19 protein-coding genes and 1 pseudogene are annotated in these 18,287 nt (G+C 59.7%); 10 read left to right on the forward strand and 10 right to left on the reverse strand.

Features of this window, described 5'->3' with window-relative positions; translation table 11 throughout:
- Nucleotides 1–43 precede the first annotated feature (43 nt).
- The 4 genes from ACVWVP_RS21260 to ACVWVP_RS21275 form a co-directional block, all read right to left on the reverse strand.
- Nucleotides 44–1,252 carry a DSD1 family PLP-dependent enzyme gene (locus ACVWVP_RS21260; protein ID WP_178918834.1) on the reverse strand — a complete coding sequence of 403 codons (1,209 nt, stop codon included), beginning with the start codon at nucleotides 1,250–1,252 and terminating at the stop codon, nucleotides 44–46.
- A 59-nt stretch (nucleotides 1,253–1,311) separates the two neighbouring features.
- Nucleotides 1,312–2,640 (reverse strand): D-arabinono-1,4-lactone oxidase, encoded by a 1,329-nt coding sequence (locus ACVWVP_RS21265; protein WP_457407894.1) that lies wholly within the window; start codon nucleotides 2,638–2,640, stop codon nucleotides 1,312–1,314.
- Nucleotides 2,641–2,713: 73 nt separating this feature from the next.
- Nucleotides 2,714–3,070, reverse strand: a complete 357-nt coding sequence (locus ACVWVP_RS21270; protein ID WP_176995453.1) for a c-type cytochrome — start codon at nucleotides 3,068–3,070, stop codon at nucleotides 2,714–2,716.
- A gap of 129 nt (nucleotides 3,071–3,199) precedes the next feature.
- Nucleotides 3,200–4,018, reverse strand: a complete 819-nt coding sequence (locus ACVWVP_RS21275; protein ID WP_457407824.1) for an arylamine N-acetyltransferase family protein — start codon at nucleotides 4,016–4,018, stop codon at nucleotides 3,200–3,202.
- A gap of 120 nt (nucleotides 4,019–4,138) precedes the next feature.
- On the opposite strand from ACVWVP_RS21275, the gene ACVWVP_RS21280 reads away from it, so the two are divergent.
- From ACVWVP_RS21280 to ACVWVP_RS21295, 4 genes are all read left to right on the forward strand, one after another.
- Nucleotides 4,139–4,375, forward strand: a complete 237-nt coding sequence (locus ACVWVP_RS21280; RefSeq protein ID WP_178918825.1) for a DUF6555 family protein — start codon at nucleotides 4,139–4,141, stop codon at nucleotides 4,373–4,375.
- Between the two features lie 112 nt (nucleotides 4,376–4,487).
- Nucleotides 4,488–5,468, forward strand: a complete 981-nt coding sequence (locus tag ACVWVP_RS21285) for an AraC family transcriptional regulator (protein ID WP_457407826.1) — start codon at nucleotides 4,488–4,490, stop codon at nucleotides 5,466–5,468.
- A 524-nt stretch (nucleotides 5,469–5,992) separates the two neighbouring features.
- Nucleotides 5,993–6,355, forward strand: a complete 363-nt coding sequence (locus ACVWVP_RS21290) for a CPCC family cysteine-rich protein (RefSeq protein WP_259175012.1) — start codon at nucleotides 5,993–5,995, stop codon at nucleotides 6,353–6,355.
- Between the two features lie 125 nt (nucleotides 6,356–6,480).
- The gene (locus tag ACVWVP_RS21295; RefSeq protein WP_457407827.1) at nucleotides 6,481–6,909 is read left to right on the forward strand and encodes a hypothetical protein; all 429 of its coding nucleotides are present in this window, start codon (nucleotides 6,481–6,483) and stop codon (nucleotides 6,907–6,909) included.
- Here ACVWVP_RS21295 and ACVWVP_RS21300 read toward each other — a convergent pair.
- Genes ACVWVP_RS21300 through ACVWVP_RS21310 form a run of 3 tightly spaced genes read right to left on the reverse strand, consistent with a single transcriptional unit; the run spans nucleotide 6,852 to nucleotide 9,845 of the window.
- On the reverse strand, nucleotides 6,852–8,738 hold the full coding sequence (locus ACVWVP_RS21300; RefSeq protein WP_457407896.1) for an FUSC family protein: 1,887 nt from the start codon (nucleotides 8,736–8,738) through the stop codon (nucleotides 6,852–6,854). The genes ACVWVP_RS21295 and ACVWVP_RS21300 overlap by 58 nt on opposite strands.
- Nucleotides 8,738–9,646: an efflux RND transporter periplasmic adaptor subunit gene (locus ACVWVP_RS21305; protein WP_457407828.1), complete on the reverse strand. Its 909-nt coding sequence runs from the start codon at nucleotides 9,644–9,646 to the stop codon at nucleotides 8,738–8,740. Before ACVWVP_RS21305 ends, ACVWVP_RS21300 begins: the two co-directional genes overlap by 1 nt.
- Nucleotides 9,647–9,656: 10 nt before the next feature.
- Nucleotides 9,657–9,845 (reverse strand): DUF1656 domain-containing protein, encoded by a 189-nt coding sequence (locus ACVWVP_RS21310; protein ID WP_457407831.1) that lies wholly within the window; start codon nucleotides 9,843–9,845, stop codon nucleotides 9,657–9,659.
- A 125-nt stretch (nucleotides 9,846–9,970) separates the two neighbouring features.
- Here ACVWVP_RS21310 and ACVWVP_RS21315 point away from each other — a divergent pair.
- Nucleotides 9,971–10,787 (forward strand): annotated as a pseudogene (locus ACVWVP_RS21315) (AraC family transcriptional regulator).
- 317 nt (nucleotides 10,788–11,104) lie between these two features.
- Here ACVWVP_RS21315 and ACVWVP_RS21320 read toward each other — a convergent pair.
- Together ACVWVP_RS21320 and ACVWVP_RS21325 are read right to left on the reverse strand one after the other, a co-directional pair.
- Nucleotides 11,105–11,689 (reverse strand): hypothetical protein, encoded by a 585-nt coding sequence (locus ACVWVP_RS21320; protein WP_178926113.1) that lies wholly within the window; start codon nucleotides 11,687–11,689, stop codon nucleotides 11,105–11,107.
- A gap of 209 nt (nucleotides 11,690–11,898) precedes the next feature.
- On the reverse strand, nucleotides 11,899–13,131 hold the full coding sequence (locus tag ACVWVP_RS21325; protein WP_457407835.1) for an MFS transporter: 1,233 nt from the start codon (nucleotides 13,129–13,131) through the stop codon (nucleotides 11,899–11,901).
- A 98-nt stretch (nucleotides 13,132–13,229) separates the two neighbouring features.
- Here ACVWVP_RS21325 and ACVWVP_RS21330 point away from each other — a divergent pair, with 98 nt between their 5' ends.
- Nucleotides 13,230–14,180: a LysR substrate-binding domain-containing protein gene (locus tag ACVWVP_RS21330; RefSeq protein WP_457407837.1), complete on the forward strand. Its 951-nt coding sequence runs from the start codon at nucleotides 13,230–13,232 to the stop codon at nucleotides 14,178–14,180.
- A 95-nt stretch (nucleotides 14,181–14,275) separates the two neighbouring features.
- The gene (locus tag ACVWVP_RS21335; RefSeq protein ID WP_457407839.1) at nucleotides 14,276–15,001 is read left to right on the forward strand and encodes a hypothetical protein; all 726 of its coding nucleotides are present in this window, start codon (nucleotides 14,276–14,278) and stop codon (nucleotides 14,999–15,001) included.
- A 344-nt stretch (nucleotides 15,002–15,345) separates the two neighbouring features.
- Here the strand turns inward: ACVWVP_RS21335 and ACVWVP_RS21340 are convergent, their stop codons facing one another.
- Nucleotides 15,346–15,732 (reverse strand): hypothetical protein, encoded by a 387-nt coding sequence (locus tag ACVWVP_RS21340; RefSeq protein WP_457407841.1) that lies wholly within the window; start codon nucleotides 15,730–15,732, stop codon nucleotides 15,346–15,348.
- 249 nt (nucleotides 15,733–15,981) lie between these two features.
- Here ACVWVP_RS21340 and ACVWVP_RS21345 point away from each other — a divergent pair, with 249 nt between their 5' ends.
- From ACVWVP_RS21345 to ACVWVP_RS21355, 3 genes are all read left to right on the forward strand, one after another.
- Nucleotides 15,982–16,467 (forward strand): hypothetical protein, encoded by a 486-nt coding sequence (locus ACVWVP_RS21345; RefSeq protein WP_457407844.1) that lies wholly within the window; start codon nucleotides 15,982–15,984, stop codon nucleotides 16,465–16,467.
- A 194-nt stretch (nucleotides 16,468–16,661) separates the two neighbouring features.
- Nucleotides 16,662–17,408: a helix-turn-helix transcriptional regulator gene (locus ACVWVP_RS21350; RefSeq protein WP_457407846.1), complete on the forward strand. Its 747-nt coding sequence runs from the start codon at nucleotides 16,662–16,664 to the stop codon at nucleotides 17,406–17,408.
- Nucleotides 17,409–17,440: 32 nt separating this feature from the next.
- Nucleotides 17,441–17,824 (forward strand): VOC family protein, encoded by a 384-nt coding sequence (locus ACVWVP_RS21355; RefSeq protein WP_178922591.1) that lies wholly within the window; start codon nucleotides 17,441–17,443, stop codon nucleotides 17,822–17,824.
- Nucleotides 17,825–18,287 lie beyond the last annotated feature (463 nt).

Here is an 18,287-nt window from a genome sequence, read left to right on the forward strand (position 1 = left end):
TGCATCGCGGGCAAGCCCGCTCCCACATTTTTACCGCGTTTCGTCAGGTGTAGACGGGCCAGGTGTCGACGATCTTGCCGCCACGTACCGCGAGCAAATCACCAAACTGCAGCAGCACGAACTCACTCTGGGTGGGCCGCAGGAACACCTGGTCCTCGACATTCAAACCCACCGACGGCGAGCCGTTGACCATTTCCTGGTTCGAACTGCGCCCGTACAGGTCGTTGCTTTGCAGCCCCTGGGGCGATTCGAATTCGGCCATCCAATTGCCGCCATAGATAAAAAACGTGCTGCGCTGGTTCGGGTCCCACCACGAGAACACCCGCGACTTGCCGTCCAGCGCCGGGATGTTCACCGGCCCGGTGCTTTTTAATACCGGCGTGGCGATAAACGCGGCGGGCACGTGCTCGCTGAGGGACGCCAGGTCGTAATGGGTGGGCTTGAGCAACGCCGTGCCCACCGACACTTCCGTGCTCAAGCGCTCTTGCTCATGAATGCGATAGCTCGGGCTGCCGGCGGTATTCAAGGTCAGCCCTTCCCTCCACAGCCCGGTGACGTGCTGGCGGGTGAAATCGACATAGCCGTTGTAGCGTTGCATCACCTGCTCGAACAATGCCTGGGGCGAACCGAGAATCCCCGGCACGCCCATGCCCACGAACGGGTCGTAGCCCATGAAACCGGCAAATGCCAGGTGCTGCGGGTGGGCGCCGATCAGCGTAAGCATCTGCCCCAGCACGGCGTTATCGCTGATTCCGCCACGGTGCAACCCCACGTCCAGCTCGATATTGACCTGCAAGCGCGTGCCCAAGCCCTGCGCCAAACCCAGGTACTGCTGGAGGCGCTGCGGCGTATCCAGCAACCACTGCAACTGCCGCGCAGGGTCGAACGTGCCCCTGTGGGTTTGATAAAACAGCTCGGCCGACCGCACCGGCAGCGGCTTGCCGATCAGGATATCGGCCTCGGGAAACACCTGGGCGTCATGGTTCAGAAATGGCTGGTGAAACGACATCAAGCGCTGCGTCCCCGCGCGCTTGGCGATGTACGCCAGCAGCCCCGGCGACGGCAAGGACTTCTCCACCAGCCGCAAGTGCTTGCCGCCGCGCTTCACCGACTGCATCACCACGTCGATGTTGTGATCCAGGCGGTCGAGGTCGATCAGCATCACCGGGCGCATCGGCCCGTGGGCCTTGAGTTCGGCATTGAGGGTGCGGAAATACTCGTTGTAAGGCCCGCCGCGATCACTCGGGCGCAGCAACCAGGCGCCGGCTGCCAGCACAGCGGCGCTGCCCAGTACAAAATGTCGGCGCTTCATCAGGCCACTCCCAGGATGGATGACAGGTGTGCATTGAGGAATTTGCCGCTGGGGTCCAGCTCGCGGCGCACCCGGGTAAATTCGTCCCAACGCGGGTACAGCGGCTGCAAGGTGCGCGCGTTGAGGGTGTGCAACTTGCCCCAGTGCGGGCGCCCGGCGTACTTCCAGAAAATCGGCTCCACGGCGGCAAAGAAGTTGTGATGGTCCATCGCATAGTGCTGGTGCACGGAGATCGAGCAGCTGTCGCGGCCTTCGAACATGCTCAAGGGGATGTTGTCGGCCTTGACGTAGCGGTACTCGATGGGAAACCAGGTGCGCAGGTCCTTGTCGTCGATCAGCTTGAGGATCTCCCGCAGGCACGCCGGGCCATGTTCAGCGGGCACCGAGTACTCCATTTCGTTGAAACGCACATTGCGCACATTCGCGTAAACCTGGAACGACTCGGCCACCCGGTCCTGAAAACTGGCAAAGAACCGCAGGCTGTTGAGCAAGGTGCGGCGGGTGTCAGGGAAGTCGCTGGCGTACTTGTCGAGCTTCTCGATGATCGTCACGAACTCATTGCCGCCTGCCTCGGCCGGGTCGATGAGCGGCGTCTCGGGGTCGGTGGTTTCATTGAGCGCGATGGACAAGGCGTAGTCGGAATGGGTGACCACCAGCATTTCCCAGTGCTGGTTTTCCCGGGTGTTCTTCTCGACGTCTTCCAGCAGTTCTTCGGTCTTGGCGATCCACTGGCGTTCCCGCAGTCGGTACGGCGCGCGGTTCTGCGAGCGGATGCGGGTGGCCACGCCCAGGGCGCCAAGGGACACCCGGGCTGCACTGAATATCTCGGGGTGATGTTCGGCGTCGCAATCGAGCACGTCGCCCTGGGCCGTCACCAGTTGCATGCCAGTGACGCAACCGGAATACGAGGTGAAGCCCACGCCCGTGCCATGGGTGGAGGTGGAAATCGCCCCGGCCAGGGTCTGGTAATCGATATCGGCCATGTTCGGCAGCGCCTGCCCCACCGCCTTCAGCGCCGGCCCCATGCGCGACATCGGCGTACCGGCCGCAAAAGTAGCCTGCAACGTGGCGGGATCATGGTCGAGCAGCCCGTTGAAATAGCTCAGGGACAGCAGCGTGCCGTCGGTTGGCACCAGCGCGCTGAACGAATGGGCCGATCCCACCGGCCGGACAGTGCCCGGCGCCTGGCGTATCACCTGCACCAGCTCATCCAGGTCCTTCGGCGCCAGGCGCGCCAAGGGCAGGCAGGTCTGCGCTCCCGACCAGTTGCGCCACGGAATCAGCCGCGGCGCACGCGCCAATTGGGCCAGCACCGGGTTGCTGGTCAGCGCCAGAAAGGCGCCGGCCGCCGCCGACCGTTGCAAGAGTTGCCGCCGTGAAAGCGTCATCCACCACCCCTTCTTATTGTTGGATTTGAGTACCGGACATAAAGCTGATCAGCGCCAGGAACTGCTCTTCGGAACACTGCATGCACAGGCCCATCGGCGGCATGCCGTTGTAGCCGTTGATGCTGTGGTCCAGCAGGGTGTCCGCGCCCTGGGCCACACGCGGGCTCCAGGCGCTGCGGTCGCCGGTCAAAGGCGCGCCGGACGCCGGGTTGGCGTGGCACAGCTTGCAACTGGTGTCGTAGACCTGGGCCAGGGCTGGGTCGGCGGGCATGGCGGTGGCAGCGGAGGCACTATCAGGGCGGGGTTTGGGTTTATCGTCACAGGCCGTCAGCAGGCCGAGCAGAGCCAACAGTAACGCGATGCGGCGCATGGCCACCCTCTCTTCTTATACGGTGGAAAGTGCAGTCCACACTAAGGCAGCCGTCTCGCGGCGTTGAGGGTTTTGGGGGACACAAAGGGGGGCTTGGGCGGCCAGCCACCCTGCCCCCACATCGGGCGGTCAGGCCTGCAACAGGCCTTCGAGGGCAGTGCGCAGCGCAGGCAGTTGCGCCAAACGCAGACCAAAGGTGTCGCCGAGCAACGCCAGCAGTTCATCGGCGCTGTCCAGGGTGCGCTTTTCGCTGGGCTGGTCGAGGGAATGAACCGCGTAGTTCGTATTATTCAAGGTATAGCGTTTGCCTGGCGCCAACAGCGCAGCTTTCAACTGGCCCACAAACGTCGAGCCCGGGTGTGTGGAGACGTACCAGTTGCCGATTTCATAGTCGATCGCCACCTGCTCTTGCAGGTCGAACACATACAGGCCACGCCATTCCTCGGCGACCTGGGCCCACAGCGTGTACTGCCCCTCATGGTGGGTCAGGCGATAGGGTTCATGGGCGGTGGCTTGCGGCGCTTCGGTGTCCAGGCGCAGCGGGCTGCTGGGCACCATGCCGCCAAAGCCGACGTCGGTGATATAGCTAACGCCGTCCAGGGTCACCAGGCTCAGGCGATGGGTACGCCCGGTGCGCACGTCCGGCGGCCCGCCCATCACCACCCAACCGGTAATGCCCCGCGCTTCGAAGCCCAGCGCCTGCAACAGCGCCAGGAACATTTGGTTCAGCTCATAGCAATAGCCACCACGCCCATCGAACAACACTTTCTGCTCGACGCTGGCCAGGTCGATCGGCACCGGCAGGTGCATCAAGGTCGACAGGCTCTCGAACGCAAAGGTACACACATGGCGCAGTTGCAGCGCCTGCAAGGTCTGCAGGGTGGGCGGTGGCGGCGCGTCATAACCCAGGCGCTGCAGGTAGCGCTGGCTGTGGGTCAGGTGGGGCATGGCACATTCCTTGGGCGCGTGGCAGAGGCGTCACTATGCCGCGCCAGCGTGCACCTTGTCATTTTGAGTGAACCTTTTTGAACGCCAACCTATCCATTCATAACAAGACAGGGAGGCAACATGAGTACCGCAAAAATCTACACCATCCATTACCAGCTGCACGGTCAACCGAAATCCTTTGTAGTGCGCGCCGAAATCATGAACAACGCCGAGGCCTGGCACTGGGCGGCGGTGGATGCCGACATCGCCCACGTCAGCCGCGTGGGACGTGTGGGGCATGAGCAGGTTAAAAAGACCACACGGCCCTGGGCGGAGAAGTTCGGGATTACCGAGGTGACGTGGGTTGCGCCGAAGTGAAGGGAAAAGCCCCGCCTTATAAGGCGGGGTTTTTGCAGGTTATTTGCCTTTTTCAAAGGTGACGGGCTATAAAATCAACGATTCGACAGCTACCTGAACGCTGACATCTAGAATGCCCACCAAACCCTCCCCCCAAGCCTCCCGCGCCGAGTACGCACGCCGCATAAACCGTGTGCTCAACCACATCGACGCGCACCTCGACCAACCGCTGGACGGCGCGCAGCTGGCTGACATCGCCAATTTCTCGCGCTTCCACTTTCATCGCGTCTTCGCCGCCTGGATGGGCGAAACCCTGGGCAGCTATGCGCAGCGTCGGCGGCTGGAGAAAGCGGCTTTCCGGTTGTCTTGCGGTAACCCGGAAACGGTACTGGAAACCGCCTTGGCCACGGGCTTCCAATCCGGTGAAGCCTTTGCGCGGGCCTTCAAGCTCAAGTTCGGCTGCACGCCTTCGGCCTGGCGCGCCACGACGCTTGAGCGGCTCAAAGCCCAGGCCGCCGCGATTGGGCAGTCGCCTGGCAGCCAGCAGAGCAATCCTGATCAGGTCTTCGGCAATCCACATCAGGCGGGCGAGCGCGAGTTCGGCGAATCTGACGGCTCTTATCGGCCAGCGGATGACTTTGCCATGGATGTACGCATCATCGATTTACCTAAAGCACGTGTCGCGTACCAACGTTTGATCGGCCCCTACGGGCCTGCCATCGGCGAGTTCTGGCGCGGGGTCATGGCGCCGTGGATGCATTCCCATGGCCTCAGTGACCAAACCTGCTACGGCATAGGCTATGACGACCCGTCGCTCACCCCCGCCAACAAGTGCCGCTATGACGCGTGTGTCGAAGTACCGGCGCAGTTTGTCGCCAGCGGCCAGGCCGATACCCAGACGCTGCCGGGCGGCCGGTATGCCGTGGCGCGGTTCAAAGGCAAACCGGAACAGATCGCCAACGCCTGGATGTGGCTGACACGAGAATGGATGCCGTCCAGCGGGCTGCAATGCGACGACCGGCCGTGCTTCGAGATGTTTTCGGCGCCTACGGTGATTGATCCTCGGACCGGGGAATTCAACTGCGAGATCTGTATTCCGGTGCGGGCGTTGTAGTGCCCATCTTCGAAGTTGCGAGTATCAGTGCCAATCCCTTAAGCAGTGCATACATTGTCGTGCACGCCAGGTTCTCAGTTGCCCACCGCAGAATGAACAGAAGGCAACCTTTTGCACGCAACGAAGCCTCATCCGATGGTGGAAGTACTCCCACACAATGACGGGATCAATGTGTTCCCGTCGCACTATCTCATCGACTACAGCCTGGTCACCCAAGTCATGGAAAACCCCTATGGTTGATAGCGTTTCAATCGAAGGGCAATAAGCGGTTATCTGTTCGCCGCAGCGATTACAGACGCGGTGGGTAGGTAGGGAAGTCATAAGGTCATCCGTGGGCTTAGACTCGGAACAGTATCCTGAGCTCGCCTCACTGGAAACAGGAACGCTACGATGGATGACCTCAACCTCGCCCTTAGCAACTCTTCTCAGTGAGTGGAATTGGCCGTCAGTTATTTTTTAATCTGCTCCCCAAGTAAAAGATCACTTGGCCGATACCCGTAGACGATTAAACCAGGTGATGTCGTATGCGTGATCTACCCTGCCCGTGCTGCGGTTTCGAGACATTGGAATACGAGTACGGCTCGTACACTATTTGCGCCCTCTGTGGCTGGGAAGACGATGGTGTCCAGTTAGCTAATCCAACGTCAGACGGAGGCGCAAATTCGATGTCCCTCGCTGCCGCTCAGATGAGCCTCTTAAACAAATACCCAAGATCTGTTCAGCATGCAGGGGGATTTCGACGAGGGGTCGAATGGCGACCGTTAGACGTCAATGATATTGAAGCTGCGAACGCACGTAAGACCATCAAGCACTGGCACTCCATCGCGATTCGCTGGGAAGCAGAAGCCTATTGGACTGTAGCTGGAACGACCGGCGTCAAGGTTTGAATTGACGAGACCAACAGTTTTTTCCGAGTATGGCCGGAAGCGGATTCGTTATTGACCGAACGTTGCCATCGAAGACACGGCATCAGATTCGACTCCACTTCTTTCTAGACACTGAGAACAGCCACATGGGCGCCCCCATCATCATCGGTGACAGCTATAACCTTTGGATCAGCAATGCCCTGAAGGATGCTTTTTGCGACGTGCTGACCCGTGTTGCAGCACTGGAAGGCAACGACATCATGGCCATTTACGAGGACGCTCCAGGGGTTGCCGGCACCTATGGCGTGAGCGGTGTGGGCATTTATCTCGATGAATTTTATCGCTACCTCGGCGGGTTCTCGGGGGTACGGCGCCACATCGATATTTGCCGGGCGCGCTTGCACGAGGTCGCCGAGGCCTGCAAATTGACGCCGTCGGGGACGAAGCGGATGGCGCACATACTGGCGTGGGTGGCCTACCACATGGATGGCAACCCGGTCTCTGAAGGCTGCTTTGTCTATGAGGATTGGCCGCCGGACGCCGCGTACGCCCCCAGCAATTGCGCCACCTCCTGATAACACCGCGCCAACTCCCCTGCCCCCAGCAACCGCAAACCCTGCGCTGTGCGCCGGGCCTGAAGCGCATTCAGCCCAGGCTCGAACGCATGCCTGGAAAGCCGCCGAATACCCCGCTGTGCACACCGCGCAACCGGTGTGCCCGGCGCCAGTTCCCGTGTCCTGGCAAACACCCGCCCCAAGCTGCGACTCAACTGCAACGACAACGCGCCCACCGCTCCACCCTCGCCCCCCGGCAAGGCCTGCAATGACACCATCCGATGCTGTTGCCTGGCCTGCCATTTCAACAGGTCCATGTGCGCGCCATCGCGCAGTAACCGCCCGGTGCTTGTGTGCAGCGCCCGTTTCAGCGCACGCACCTGGGCGGCGGGGTTTCTTGGCAATATCTGGAAAGCCAGCATGCAGATCGCCAGCGCCACCGGCCAGGCGAGGGCCTGGTTGGCGAAGTCGGTAAAGTCGTATTGGGCGGTGCCACCGGTGCCGACCAGCGTGTTGAAGGCGATCAGGTAGGCAATCGCCTGCAAGGCATGACGCGGCTGGGTAGTGGCCTGCATCCCCCACACCCAGAAGGCGATCAGCACCACCGCCAGCAACGCGAAGCCGCTGATGTGCGGCAGCAGCAAGAACTTGCACGCGGCCGCCGCCACGATGCCGTAAATCGTGCCCCTGAACAGACCGGCAAGGCCCTTTGTAGGCGTGGGACTGGTCGCCAGCAAGGTGCAGGACGGGCCCAGCACGGCCAGCAATGTTGGCCCCTGATCCCACGCCGTGAAGTACCAGACGGCAGCGGTCGTCAGGGTCGCGACCAGGGCGCGCAGGCCGTTGAGCAACGCGTCGCCATAGTGCCGGTGGAAGCCGACCGCACGGGCCGGCGCCGGGGTGTCGTGTTCGAGGCAGGCGAAGTTCTGCAAGGCATTGGAGAGGTCCGCCAACGGATCGCTCAGCTGTACCGACTCTTCATCAAGGCCATCTTGCAACGCCCTGATCCGCGCGGCGGTCGTGGAAAAATCCGCATCGGTTTCAGCCAGCTTTTGCAGGGCCTCAGCCACGCCCACGACCGGCGTGCTGACCGACAGGTGTTGCAGGGCCACGGCATGCAGATACGCCAGCCCCGCCTGCAGCGTCGCGAACCGGGAACGGATCAGCACCGATTCGCCTCGACCGATCCCCAGCAGGTCATCCACCTTGGCGATGTCGAGGGCGAGTTGGCGCCGTTCGGCAGCGGCTACATCCTCCCCCTTGAACTGGCTCGCCAGCAACCGCAGCGCGCGCGAAGAAACGTCCTTGAGCATCGGGCCCAGGCGCCGCTCGACGGTCTTTCGCCCAAACAAGGAGGCCACCAGGCTCAGGCTCAACACCCCCAGCACCACCGCCGTGCCCCGCGTGACCAGGTGATCAAACCCTTGCTGAGGCGCGACGATGGCCGGGCCCAGCGCCAGGCACACCGTATAACCCGCCACCACCGCCGCCGTGGCGTGGTAGTGCCGCAGCAGGGTCATGCCAGCGACACACAGCCCCAACCACACGCCGATACCGAGGATGAACAACAGCATTTTCTGCGCGAACAACCCCAGCAGAATCACCGCCACCAGGAGCCCCAGCGCAGTGCCCACCACCCGCATGAAGCCCTTGCCGATCACCGCGCCTTGGAGCGGATGGATCAGCAACAACACCGTCGACGCCGCCGAGAACGGCGAGTCCAGGTGCAATTGAAAACCCAGCCACAACGCCAATGTCGCCGCCATCACACTGCGCGCCACGTAGCCCCAGGTGGCCTGGGTCCACGGCCGAGGCAGTACGGCCCATAGCCGCCCCACATACCCCGCCATCACATGAACGCCTGCAGCCAGCGCGACAGCCGCCAATGCGGCGCGCTCCCGGGCTCGGTCACTTCGATACTGGCCGTCATCCCCGCCGCCAGCTCCACACCCTCGGGCACCGCATCCAGCTCGATGCGCACCGGCACGCGTTGCGCCAAGCGTATCCAGCTGAACGTCGGCGCCACCTGGGGCAGGCCGCTGTCACTGCGCAACTCGTTACCGTCGGCGATGCCCCGGCCGATGCTCGCCACATGCCCTTCCAGCAACGGCGCAAAGCCCATCAGCTTGATCGAGGCCGGCGCGCCCACCCACACGCCCGGCAGCTTGGTCTCTTCGAAGTACCCGGTGACCCAGAAACTGTGGCCGTCGACCACATAGATGTTGGTGCTGCCCGCCACCGCGTAATCCCCCGGTTGCAGGCGAAGCTGCGTGACGTAGCCGTCCACCGGCGAACGAATCGTCGTGCGCGCCAGGTCCAGCTCGGCCTGGGCCAACTGGCTCTGCGCCGCGTCCACCCGCGCCTTGGCTACGGCCAGGTCCTGGGCGGCGTTGTCGGTTTCTTCCCGCGCAATCGCGTCACCCAACTGAGTGCGCCGCCGGAACTGCGCGGTGCGCTGCGCAAACACACTGCGCGCCTCGGCCAGCTCGGCCATGCGCTGCTGCTGGGCCAACAGGTAGGCACGCTGATCGATCTGATACAGCAACGCGCCCTTGGCCACCCATTGGTTGTCGCCCACCAGCAACCGCTCGACCTGGCCGGACACCTCGGGCGCAATCCGCAATACCTGCGCGCTGACCCGCCCGTCCCGCGTCCAGGGCGCCAGCACATAGGCGCGCCACAACTGCGTGCAGAACAGCAAGGCAACCAGCCCCAGCACCAGCGTCACCAGGATTTTCAACGTGTTGTTGAGCCTCATCGCGTCGCCCTCACAGCTTCAGCACTAGGGTGGAAAGTACAATCAGCGAGACAAAAAACCGCGTGAGGCTGGGGTGCCAGGTCCAGTCCAGCCACCGGCGCATGAACCGCTCCAGCACCGCATACATCAACGCCGCAGCGCCCACATAAAGCAAAAACGGCGGCAGGTAGAGGTTGGCAAACGTGATTTCGCTGAGCATTGCAGAAGTCTCACCATCGGCCTTCACCTTGAAGGCCCTGCTGCCATGGTAGGCAGTGCCCGGGCGCGCCGATATTGAGTATGCTGCCAACTTATAATCAAATTCAGACACCTGAGTGCCGCGCAATGGACGAGACCACCCTCTACACCGTGGGCCAGTTTGAACTCGATGATTTCACGCAACCCGCCGTCGCGGTGATGCTCGGCACCCAGCGCAACAACGCCGAATACGCCGTACACACCCATCGCAAAGGCCAACTGGTAGTGGCCTGCCACGGCGGCATCGTGTGCACCGTGGAAGACGGCGTATGGATGGTGCCCACCGGGTTCGGCGTATGGATCCCGGCCGGCGTCGCCCACAGCAACCGCATCACCGCCAACGGCAAAGTCGGCTTCCTGTTCATCGAACCCGGCGCCGCCGCCCTCCCGGAAAAATGCTGCACCCTGGTGCTGTCCCCCCTCATCCTCGAACTGATCCTGCACCTGAGCACCCTGCCCCAGGACTACCCCCCCCGAAAGCCCCACCGCCCGCCTGGCGGGCGTGCTGATCGAACAAATGGAACAGGCGCCCTCGGAACAGCTGTACCTGCCCCTACCCGCCTCGACTCAGTTGCGCGCCATTGCCCGCCAACTGGCCCAGGCGCCAGACAATCGCAGCACCATGGCCGAGTGGGCGAAGCAAGTGGCGATGAGCGAACGGTCACTGGCGCGGTTGGTGAAGCGCGAAACCGGGCTGACGTTTGGGCAGTGGCGCAAGCAGTGGCAGATTATCGTGGCGTTGCAGAGCCTGGCCGAGGGGGAGTCAGTGCAGCGGACGGCGGAGGCGTTGGGGTATGAGTCGGTGAGTTCGTTTATCAGTATGTTTAGGAAGACGTTGGGGGCGTCGCCGGGGAGGTATGTGCGGGGGGTTGGGGGTGTGAGGTTTTCTGGGGGGTTGGGGTGATGCGGGGGATGTTGGGTAAAAACGTTGAGGGGGACTGACCGCTTTCGCCCAATAGCAGTCATTGCTGGCGCTGAATCGGACGCTGTCGACGCCTGAAGTTAGTTTTCGCCAGCACTATGGGATGCAGTCAATGAAGATGAGGTACGCGGAGCAGGATTGCCATATCAGGCTGACAGAATGTAGTTAACGCCCAAAAAGCCCCCCAAAGCTTAGCTTAAGTTTGAGAGGCCATTGTACATAGGCAGTATTTCATCTCGCCGCAACTAAGAACGGAAGTAGACCCCGCGAGAGAAGTTGATGACATGACTTCTGGATAGTTAGTCTTGCTTGTAACCACGCGTATTGAGCAGCATCCCGGACTTGTCAAATACAAAAGCTAATATTGTATTGGTTTTAAGTTTATAAAGGTATACGTAGCGACCGTCCGGATTGTAGTTTTCATGAGAGGGCGAGCCCAGGCAGCTTTGAACTTCCTGAGATGTTAATTCGCCTGCTTTGTAGTCACCAAAGGTTTTTGGACAACTTTCAGAAGGCGTAGGGTTTGGTTGGTTCAATCTTTTGATTTGAAAATCTGTCCCGCCCGCGCCAGTCTCATTAAACGTTATGACAAACTTTTCGACTGCGCCTGGTGAGTCAACAATCCACATTTCTCTCCATGCGCTGACGCCGGGGCTTCCAACAGGCTGCTGAATTACGGTTTTCAATATATTGGTTTGCGGCGTAATCTCAAAACCTCCTAATATCTTTTTCAATCCCGCGTTGGTGTCAGATGTCAGTTTCTCATTAGCAAGCGTTCCCTCGCTAAAATTTATTTTATTTTTTTGTGCCGGATCTATGTCGCCAGAGGACTGGCAGCCAGATAGTACTAAGGAAAAAATGACCGCAATAAACTTTATATTCATCAATTCACTCCTTGAATGAGATTTGCAAATCAAATAGTCAGTAACTATTACCTCTGACTAAATGACATGCCTTACTGCCCTTTTGGTTCGAAAGTAGGCACAGGAAGATATCCATTTGCCATCATTGTGTCCACTGCCCTTCCTTATCGTTAGCGGGCTCCCACGATCGGCAACATTGGATCAATAACAGCCTCCCGCAGAGCAATAATTCAATCCACCACTAATCTCCTTCCCCCAAACACCTCCCCCCTCCCCACCCAAACAACCATCCCCCCCAACACCAACACCCCCAACACCACCCACGGAATCCCCCCCGCCCCCCACGTCGCCAACATCACCCCACCCACTACCCCACTCCCCGCAAACGCCAGGTTAAAAACCGTCACCAACATCGACTGCGCAATATCACCCCCCTCCCCGGCAACGTCCGCCAAGGCGGTTTGCAACAAAGTCGGCGCGCCACCAAAACTCATGCCCCACAGCACCATGCCCATATAAATCGCACTGACAGACAACCCACCCACCCCAAAGGCAAACGCAACGCAGGTGAAGGCGGTAAGGCTCAGCACCATCAGCCGCCGAACCCTGCCATCAATCAGCACGCCCGTGATCCATAGCCCAACCAGCGCCGCCACGCCGAACGCAAAGAGCCCCTGCTCCACCTGATCTGCCATCCCGACGGAGGCCAGGAAGGCGGCGATGTAGGTGTAGAGCGTGTAGTGCGCCAGTATCCAGAGCATGACCACCGCCAGTACAGGCCGCACACCAGGGGTCAGCAGGACGGTGCGCAGTGGCAGGCGTCGGTCGGGGCGCTGGCCTGGGTAGTCGGGCACGTTGAGGCAGGTCCAGGCCATCAGTAGCAGGCTCAGCCCGGAGAGCGTGCCGAACACCCAACGCCAGCCCAGGAGCTGGCCGAGCCAGGCGCCCAGCGGTACGCCAAGGGCCAGGGCCAGTGGGATGCCGAGCATGGCCAGGGCCATGGCGCGGCCGTGCAATGCCGGGGGGACCAGTCGTCTGGCGTAGCCAGCCAGCAGGCTCCAGGCCAGGCCGGTGGCGATGCCGACGAAGAAGCGGGCAGCCAGCGTCAAGGAGAACCAGGGCGACAGGGCCGTCACCGCGTTGCACACAACAAACACCGCGACGGCCAGCAGCAGCACCAAACGCCGGCTCCAGCCCTGCAGTGCGAGGGTCAACGGAATGGCCGCCAACCCGGAGCCGAGTGCGCACAGTGTCACCAACTGGCCCGCCCAGGCTTGCGACACGCCGAATGCCTCGGCGATTTGCGGCAGCAGCCCTGCGGGGACGGTTTCGTTGGCGGTGGCGATGAAGCTGCCCAGTGTCAGGGCCAACAGGGCCGCCAGTGGCAGGCGTGCGGTGGTGCGATGTTCGTGCTCGCCGGGTGGATTTAAAACGCTATTTTCAAGTTGCGATTCGCCGTTCATGACCTGTGCTCAACGGGATAGGAAGCGCCAGTGTGGGGAATTGCATTGGTTTTGATAATTGGCCTACTCTTTGATGAATTATCAAAACTGAATTGAATATGGCCACTGACCGGTTGGGTGATATGCGTTTGTTTGTCGAGGCGGCGGCACTCGGCAGTTTGTCGGCCGCGGGCCGCAAACTGGCGTTGTCGCCTGCTGCGGCGAGCGCGCGGCTTATCAAGCTGGAGGCGGCGTTGCGCACCAAGTTGTTTGATCGCACCACGCGCCAGCTGCGCCTCACGGAAGAAGGCCGGTTTTACTTGCAGCAGTGCTGGGTTGCGTTGCGGGCGATCGATGAAGCTGAAGCCGGGCTTCAAGCCAGTCAAACAGAGGTGCGCGGCAAGGTGCGGATATCCGCGTCGGCTGATTTTGGCCGTAACCTTTTGAACGACTGGCTGGAGGCATTCAGCACGTTGCATCCGCAGTTGTGCGTGGCACTGACCTTGTCGGATTCGGTGTCGAACCTGGTGCAGGACGATGTCGACCTGGCCATCCGGTTTGGCCAGCCCCAGGACAGTTCGATGATCGCCAAGCAACTGGCGCCCAATTGGCGGGTACTCTGCGCCTCACCCGATTACCTGGCGCGATACGGCGAACCTCAAACACCCGCCGACCTGGATCAGCACAAGTTCATCGTGCTGGTAACGTCCGCAGGCCCCTTGAACACCTTTCACTTCACGGTGGACGGCCAGGAATGGAACCACACCGTGCCCATGAGCCAGGCCTGGGAAACCAACGATGGCGCACTCGCACGCGCCTGGGCGCTGGCCGGGCACGGCATCGCCCGCAAGACCATTTGGGACGCCGCGGCCGATATCCGTGCCGGAAGGCTGAAAGTTCTGTTGCCGGAGTTTTGTGTACGTGAGGCCGGCGTGTACGCGGTGTTGCACGGCAACCGCTACCGGGCTCCCCGGGTGCGGGTGTTGCTGGATTTTCTGACTGAGCAGTTTGGTCGCGCCACCGAAGAGCTGTTGCTCGACCTTGAGGAGCCGCGTGTGGGGAAGTTGTGAGCCTGTTCTGGCAGCGTGGATGTTTTCTGCCTACGCTGTGCCTGCCCGTTTCGAGCCACTCGCCGATTCAGTCCTGTACCAGAAGGATCTAAACCATGGGATATCTTGTCGTGGCTCACGCGATGAACGTGATGCCGGCGCTGGAGCCACTTTCCACGTTACCGAAGAGCATTGGCTGGTCATTGCACAGGGATGAAAACACCACGTCGTTCTACCTGGACACGTTCAAGGAAGGCGCAGAACGCAAATGGCCCTTTACGTCCATGCCGCCCATCAAGGATGTACCGCTTGAGCTGCCTGAAGAACTGGCAGCGTTGTCGCGGGTATACAACCTGCTTGAGAGCGCCCGGCTAGCCAACACGTTCAAGAGAGCGTTCTTGAACCTGGCGCTCAGTAAAAGCCTTCAATTAGAGATTTTCAGCGTTTGCACCGATGACGACGGGCTGGATTTTGTGTGCCTCTCGTCGAAGGGTGAACTGCAAAGGCTGCGTTGTGTATGCGGTGATCTGGAAATCACTTATGAGCCTGGGACAGTCACGGTCCAGCCGCTGCTGATGGAGGGCGTTGATGGCTGCGATGTGAGTAGTCTGCATGCCCCGGAGAATGGGATACAGGTATTGAGGCGGGACAGAGCGCCGTCGTCGTTGCTGCATGGGGTGGCTTCGGCAGAAATCATGGGTTTTCTAAAAACAGAGAGCCCACCGCTGGGCCTGGGTTGCCTCGATGGCATGGAGGTCCCACCGATGAAGATCGCAAGTTCCGAGAGGGCTTCACTGGCGCCTGAGGTGATTGTTCAGAAGGCCTGGTGGAAGTGGTGGTAGCGCCTCCTGTAACCAACCAAGAGAAATCGACTTACCCAATCGACGACCGTCAGCAGCCTCATTGGCCCCTGGAAAGGCGTGGCCGAAACTTCGTTACAAGAGCGATGCCGAGACGCCTGGAATACGCCGCTTGACGAGCTTTCAGACCTGGAGGTCGCTACTTTTCTGAACCAGAAGATCGCAGCGCCCCAAATGCTGGTCGAGGCTAAGCGGCGGTTGAAGTCCGCTTTCTGCCTCTCACAAAGGGCAGAAAACGGCCAAAAGCAGCGCCTAAATTCAGGGGTGTTTTCGTCCGAAAAAATACCATTCAGAAATGTCTGAGAGAGGACGCGCAGGTATCTACCTCAAGGACGATGCAGCCCTGTCGCATCCCGCCAGTACAAGGTTTGTTCGAACTGAAAGCTAATAAGAAAGAAGGCCGAGCACGACTGAAATATGGACTGAGCGATTTTATCCAAGTCTTCCATAGCCGACTCCCCCTCTGGTTCGGGCCCTTTAATTCTGATGGTACAACGCACCGCGACAGTGAAGTCGATACCCATTGTATTCTCAGCATAAATCGTAGGGTCATCGAGTACGTCATTGGTACTCAATTTAAGTCCCGAGTTAAATTCAGCGTATAGCCCATTTCCTGCGACCTCTATTTTCCACGCACCAGCATTTTTAAGTGCTTTGCTCAGCGTCGAAATTGGGAGCGTACTATCAGCTTCCAAGCACAGATCAAGGCTCATGAACCCTCTCTTTTCCTTGGCCGCACACTTGCACCAAAATTTTCCAATGCGATCTTCTCAACAGTGTATTTGCTAGCGGTCTGAATGTCTGCTTTTGGCCGGTTTCTGCCAGTCGCGACCGGCTAAAACGCCCCAAGGCAGCCGGTTAGATCCCATGGATGTCAGACAAATAACCCAAGCGCTTAAGGCATTCCCAGGCTGGTGCTCGAGAGGGTAACCTGAGCACCTTTCCATCTGTGTGGTACCGATATGGACATCAATCTACTGACCGAATCCATGCTTGGCCACTGGCGTACCCCCTCGGGTGTTCGGCAATGTGAATTCCAGTTCGGCAACAGATTGATTTACGTCCAGCACCACGATAACGAGTCACCTCACGTCAGGATCGGCGCCGCGCAACGCGTGGTCAAAGCCATGTGGGATGACTTGCCCCAGGCACTGAAGTTTGCCGAACAGCACTGTAAAGCACAGATGCCCGAGCTGATGTGGCTGTACGAAACCCACATGCCGTGGGCGTCTCCGTTGTTCGTGTACTCGATCCACTTCGATCTCGACAAGCCTTACCCTAGCTATGCCATTTCCAAGAACCCTGACTTCGATTGGGGTCGCATCCTGATCTACGAAGATGAACTGTGCCAGGAACACAGCGTTTGCATAGAGCAATATGAACCAAGGGATGACTTTTGGATTTATGTCACGCGTGTGGGGTTTCAGCAATTCGAGTTTGGGGATTAGCTTGGCAATTGAGGATGTACACCTCAGCCCCTCAATCATGCCGGCTTTGCTAGAAACATTGATGCCTGCTGCTGGCCAACTCTCGCCCATCGTGACCGGCAGAGGTCGGCCAGCAGTAGACGTTCAAACTAGCGAGTAGCCTCTCAACCTGACAACGCCACCTATTCCGGTGGTACCTGAAAATAGCGCGCGGTTTGAATATTCAATATTCTTCCGGCATGTCCAGATCTGAACGCCTCCTCAATCTCCTGCAAATCCTGCGACGCTACCGGCATGCCGTCAGCGGGCAAACGCTAGCTGACGAACTCGGCATCGGGGTTCGCACACTCTATCGCGACATTGCCAGCCTGAAGGCACAGGGCGCGGCAATCGAAGGGGGTGTCGGCGTCGGCTACATCATGAAACCCGGCTTCATGCTGCCTCCACTGATGTTCGGCTCCGTCGAATTGGAAGCGCTGGTTCTTGGGATGCGGCTGGTAATGGAGCGCCGAGACAGCGAGCTGACGCAAGGTGCGCAGGCGATGCTGACAAAAATATCGGCGGTTTTGCCACCGCCCCTGCGGCGCGAATTGGAGGTCTCCACGCTGTTTGCTGGCATGGAACAAACATCGACAGATGCCACAGCTCACTCGGGCCTTCTAAGGGAGAGCGTCCGGCTTGAACGCAAGCTGGAACTGAGCTACCAGACTGCCGCTGGAGCAGTCTCCCAACGCACAGTCTGGCCGTTTGCACTCGCATACTTCGAGCGGGTGCAGGTGTTAATGTGCTGGTGCGAACTGAGAGGGGCTTTCCGCAATTTTCGTACTGATCGTATCAATCAAGTGGTGCTCTCAACGGATCGCTACCCTCAAAGCAAACAGGCGTTGCTTGAAGAATGGCGTCGCTCGATGCCGGCAAGGGGCATAACGATACTGTCAGAAACTGACACGGGTTGGCTTTAAGGTGAGATTTCTCCCTCTCGCCAGGTCTGCTCATGAACTTTGCCTCCGTACGTATCGTCACCCAAAACTTCAAACGCGTCGTCGACTTCTACAAAACACTCTGCGCCATTGAGCCTAAGCATCTCGCTGAGGGATTCGCCGAAATTCATTTCAATGGCATCGTTTTGGCAATCAGCGAAGAACGCTTGATCCGGCTTTTTAACAATGGGCTTGCCTCGGCGGCGGCAAATCGCTCCGCTATCCTGGAGTTCGAAGTCGACGACGTGGAGGCGGCCTTGATGCTCGCAGAAAAGGCAAACGCAGAAGTCGTAATGCCGATCACACTGATGCCTTGGGGTAATACCTCGGCGCTGTTGCGCGACCCAGATGGCACATTGGTGAACATCTTTTCCCGAGGTGCGCGCGACTTATCGTGACTGCAAGTTAGGAGCCAGGCGGCGAAATTTGTCGTGTACATCGTTGGAGAACACAGGCGCTCACTCAACTCCACTATTTGCACCGACCCGGGAGTGTCTGGATATTGCCAACGCGGTGACGCCGAAAGCTCCCTGGCTTCAGCGACCAAATGAGCGGTAATGACGGGGTTCAAAATCATAAGCTGGCTCGCCTGCATTCAAGGGATTGAGGGAAGTTCGCGAGTGACCACCGAGGACGCCTACATGACCATCACAGCAAGCACCGCCCAATCCCCCCTATCCCAGTCACCACCCACGCAAACGCCGCCAGCGCCTTGAACACCTTCCGCGAGGGGCTGAAAACAACCCCAAGCAAGGCCCCGATGAGAATGCCGGGAAAGCTGAACAAATAGAAAAGCCACCCCATGGAGTCTGTGACCCAGAGGTGAAAAAGGAACAAGTACAGCGCTATGCCAGCTTTCAG

It is taken from the genome of Pseudomonas sp. TE24901 (genome assembly GCF_054058375.1).

Bases quoted from the DNA above. Each gene is read 5' to 3' on its own strand.
- ACVWVP_RS21270 (WP_176995453.1), bottom strand. From the start codon at position 3,070: ATGCGCCGCATCGCGTTACTGTTGGCTCTGCTCGGCCTGCTGACGGCC.
- ACVWVP_RS21275 (WP_457407824.1), bottom strand. From the start codon at position 4,018: ATGCCCCACCTGACCCACAGCCAGCGCTACCTGCAGCGCCTGGGTTAT.
- ACVWVP_RS21280 (WP_178918825.1), top strand. From the start codon at position 4,139: ATGAGTACCGCAAAAATCTACACCATCCATTACCAGCTGCACGGTCAA.
- ACVWVP_RS21285 (WP_457407826.1), top strand. From the start codon at position 4,488: ATGCCCACCAAACCCTCCCCCCAAGCCTCCCGCGCCGAGTACGCACGC.
- ACVWVP_RS21290 (WP_259175012.1), top strand. From the start codon at position 5,993: ATGCGTGATCTACCCTGCCCGTGCTGCGGTTTCGAGACATTGGAATAC.
- ACVWVP_RS21295 (WP_457407827.1), top strand. From the start codon at position 6,481: ATGGGCGCCCCCATCATCATCGGTGACAGCTATAACCTTTGGATCAGC.
- ACVWVP_RS21300 (WP_457407896.1), bottom strand. From the start codon at position 8,738: ATGGCGGGGTATGTGGGGCGGCTATGGGCCGTACTGCCTCGGCCGTGG.
- ACVWVP_RS21305 (WP_457407828.1), bottom strand. From the start codon at position 9,646: ATGAGGCTCAACAACACGTTGAAAATCCTGGTGACGCTGGTGCTGGGG.
- ACVWVP_RS21310 (WP_457407831.1), bottom strand. From the start codon at position 9,845: ATGCTCAGCGAAATCACGTTTGCCAACCTCTACCTGCCGCCGTTTTTG.
- ACVWVP_RS21320 (WP_178926113.1), bottom strand. From the start codon at position 11,689: ATGAATATAAAGTTTATTGCGGTCATTTTTTCCTTAGTACTATCTGGC.
- ACVWVP_RS21325 (WP_457407835.1), bottom strand. From the start codon at position 13,131: ATGAACGGCGAATCGCAACTTGAAAATAGCGTTTTAAATCCACCCGGC.
- ACVWVP_RS21330 (WP_457407837.1), top strand. From the start codon at position 13,230: ATGGCCACTGACCGGTTGGGTGATATGCGTTTGTTTGTCGAGGCGGCG.
- ACVWVP_RS21335 (WP_457407839.1), top strand. From the start codon at position 14,276: ATGGGATATCTTGTCGTGGCTCACGCGATGAACGTGATGCCGGCGCTG.
- ACVWVP_RS21340 (WP_457407841.1), bottom strand. From the start codon at position 15,732: ATGAGCCTTGATCTGTGCTTGGAAGCTGATAGTACGCTCCCAATTTCG.
- ACVWVP_RS21345 (WP_457407844.1), top strand. From the start codon at position 15,982: ATGGACATCAATCTACTGACCGAATCCATGCTTGGCCACTGGCGTACC.
- ACVWVP_RS21355 (WP_178922591.1), top strand. From the start codon at position 17,441: ATGAACTTTGCCTCCGTACGTATCGTCACCCAAAACTTCAAACGCGTC.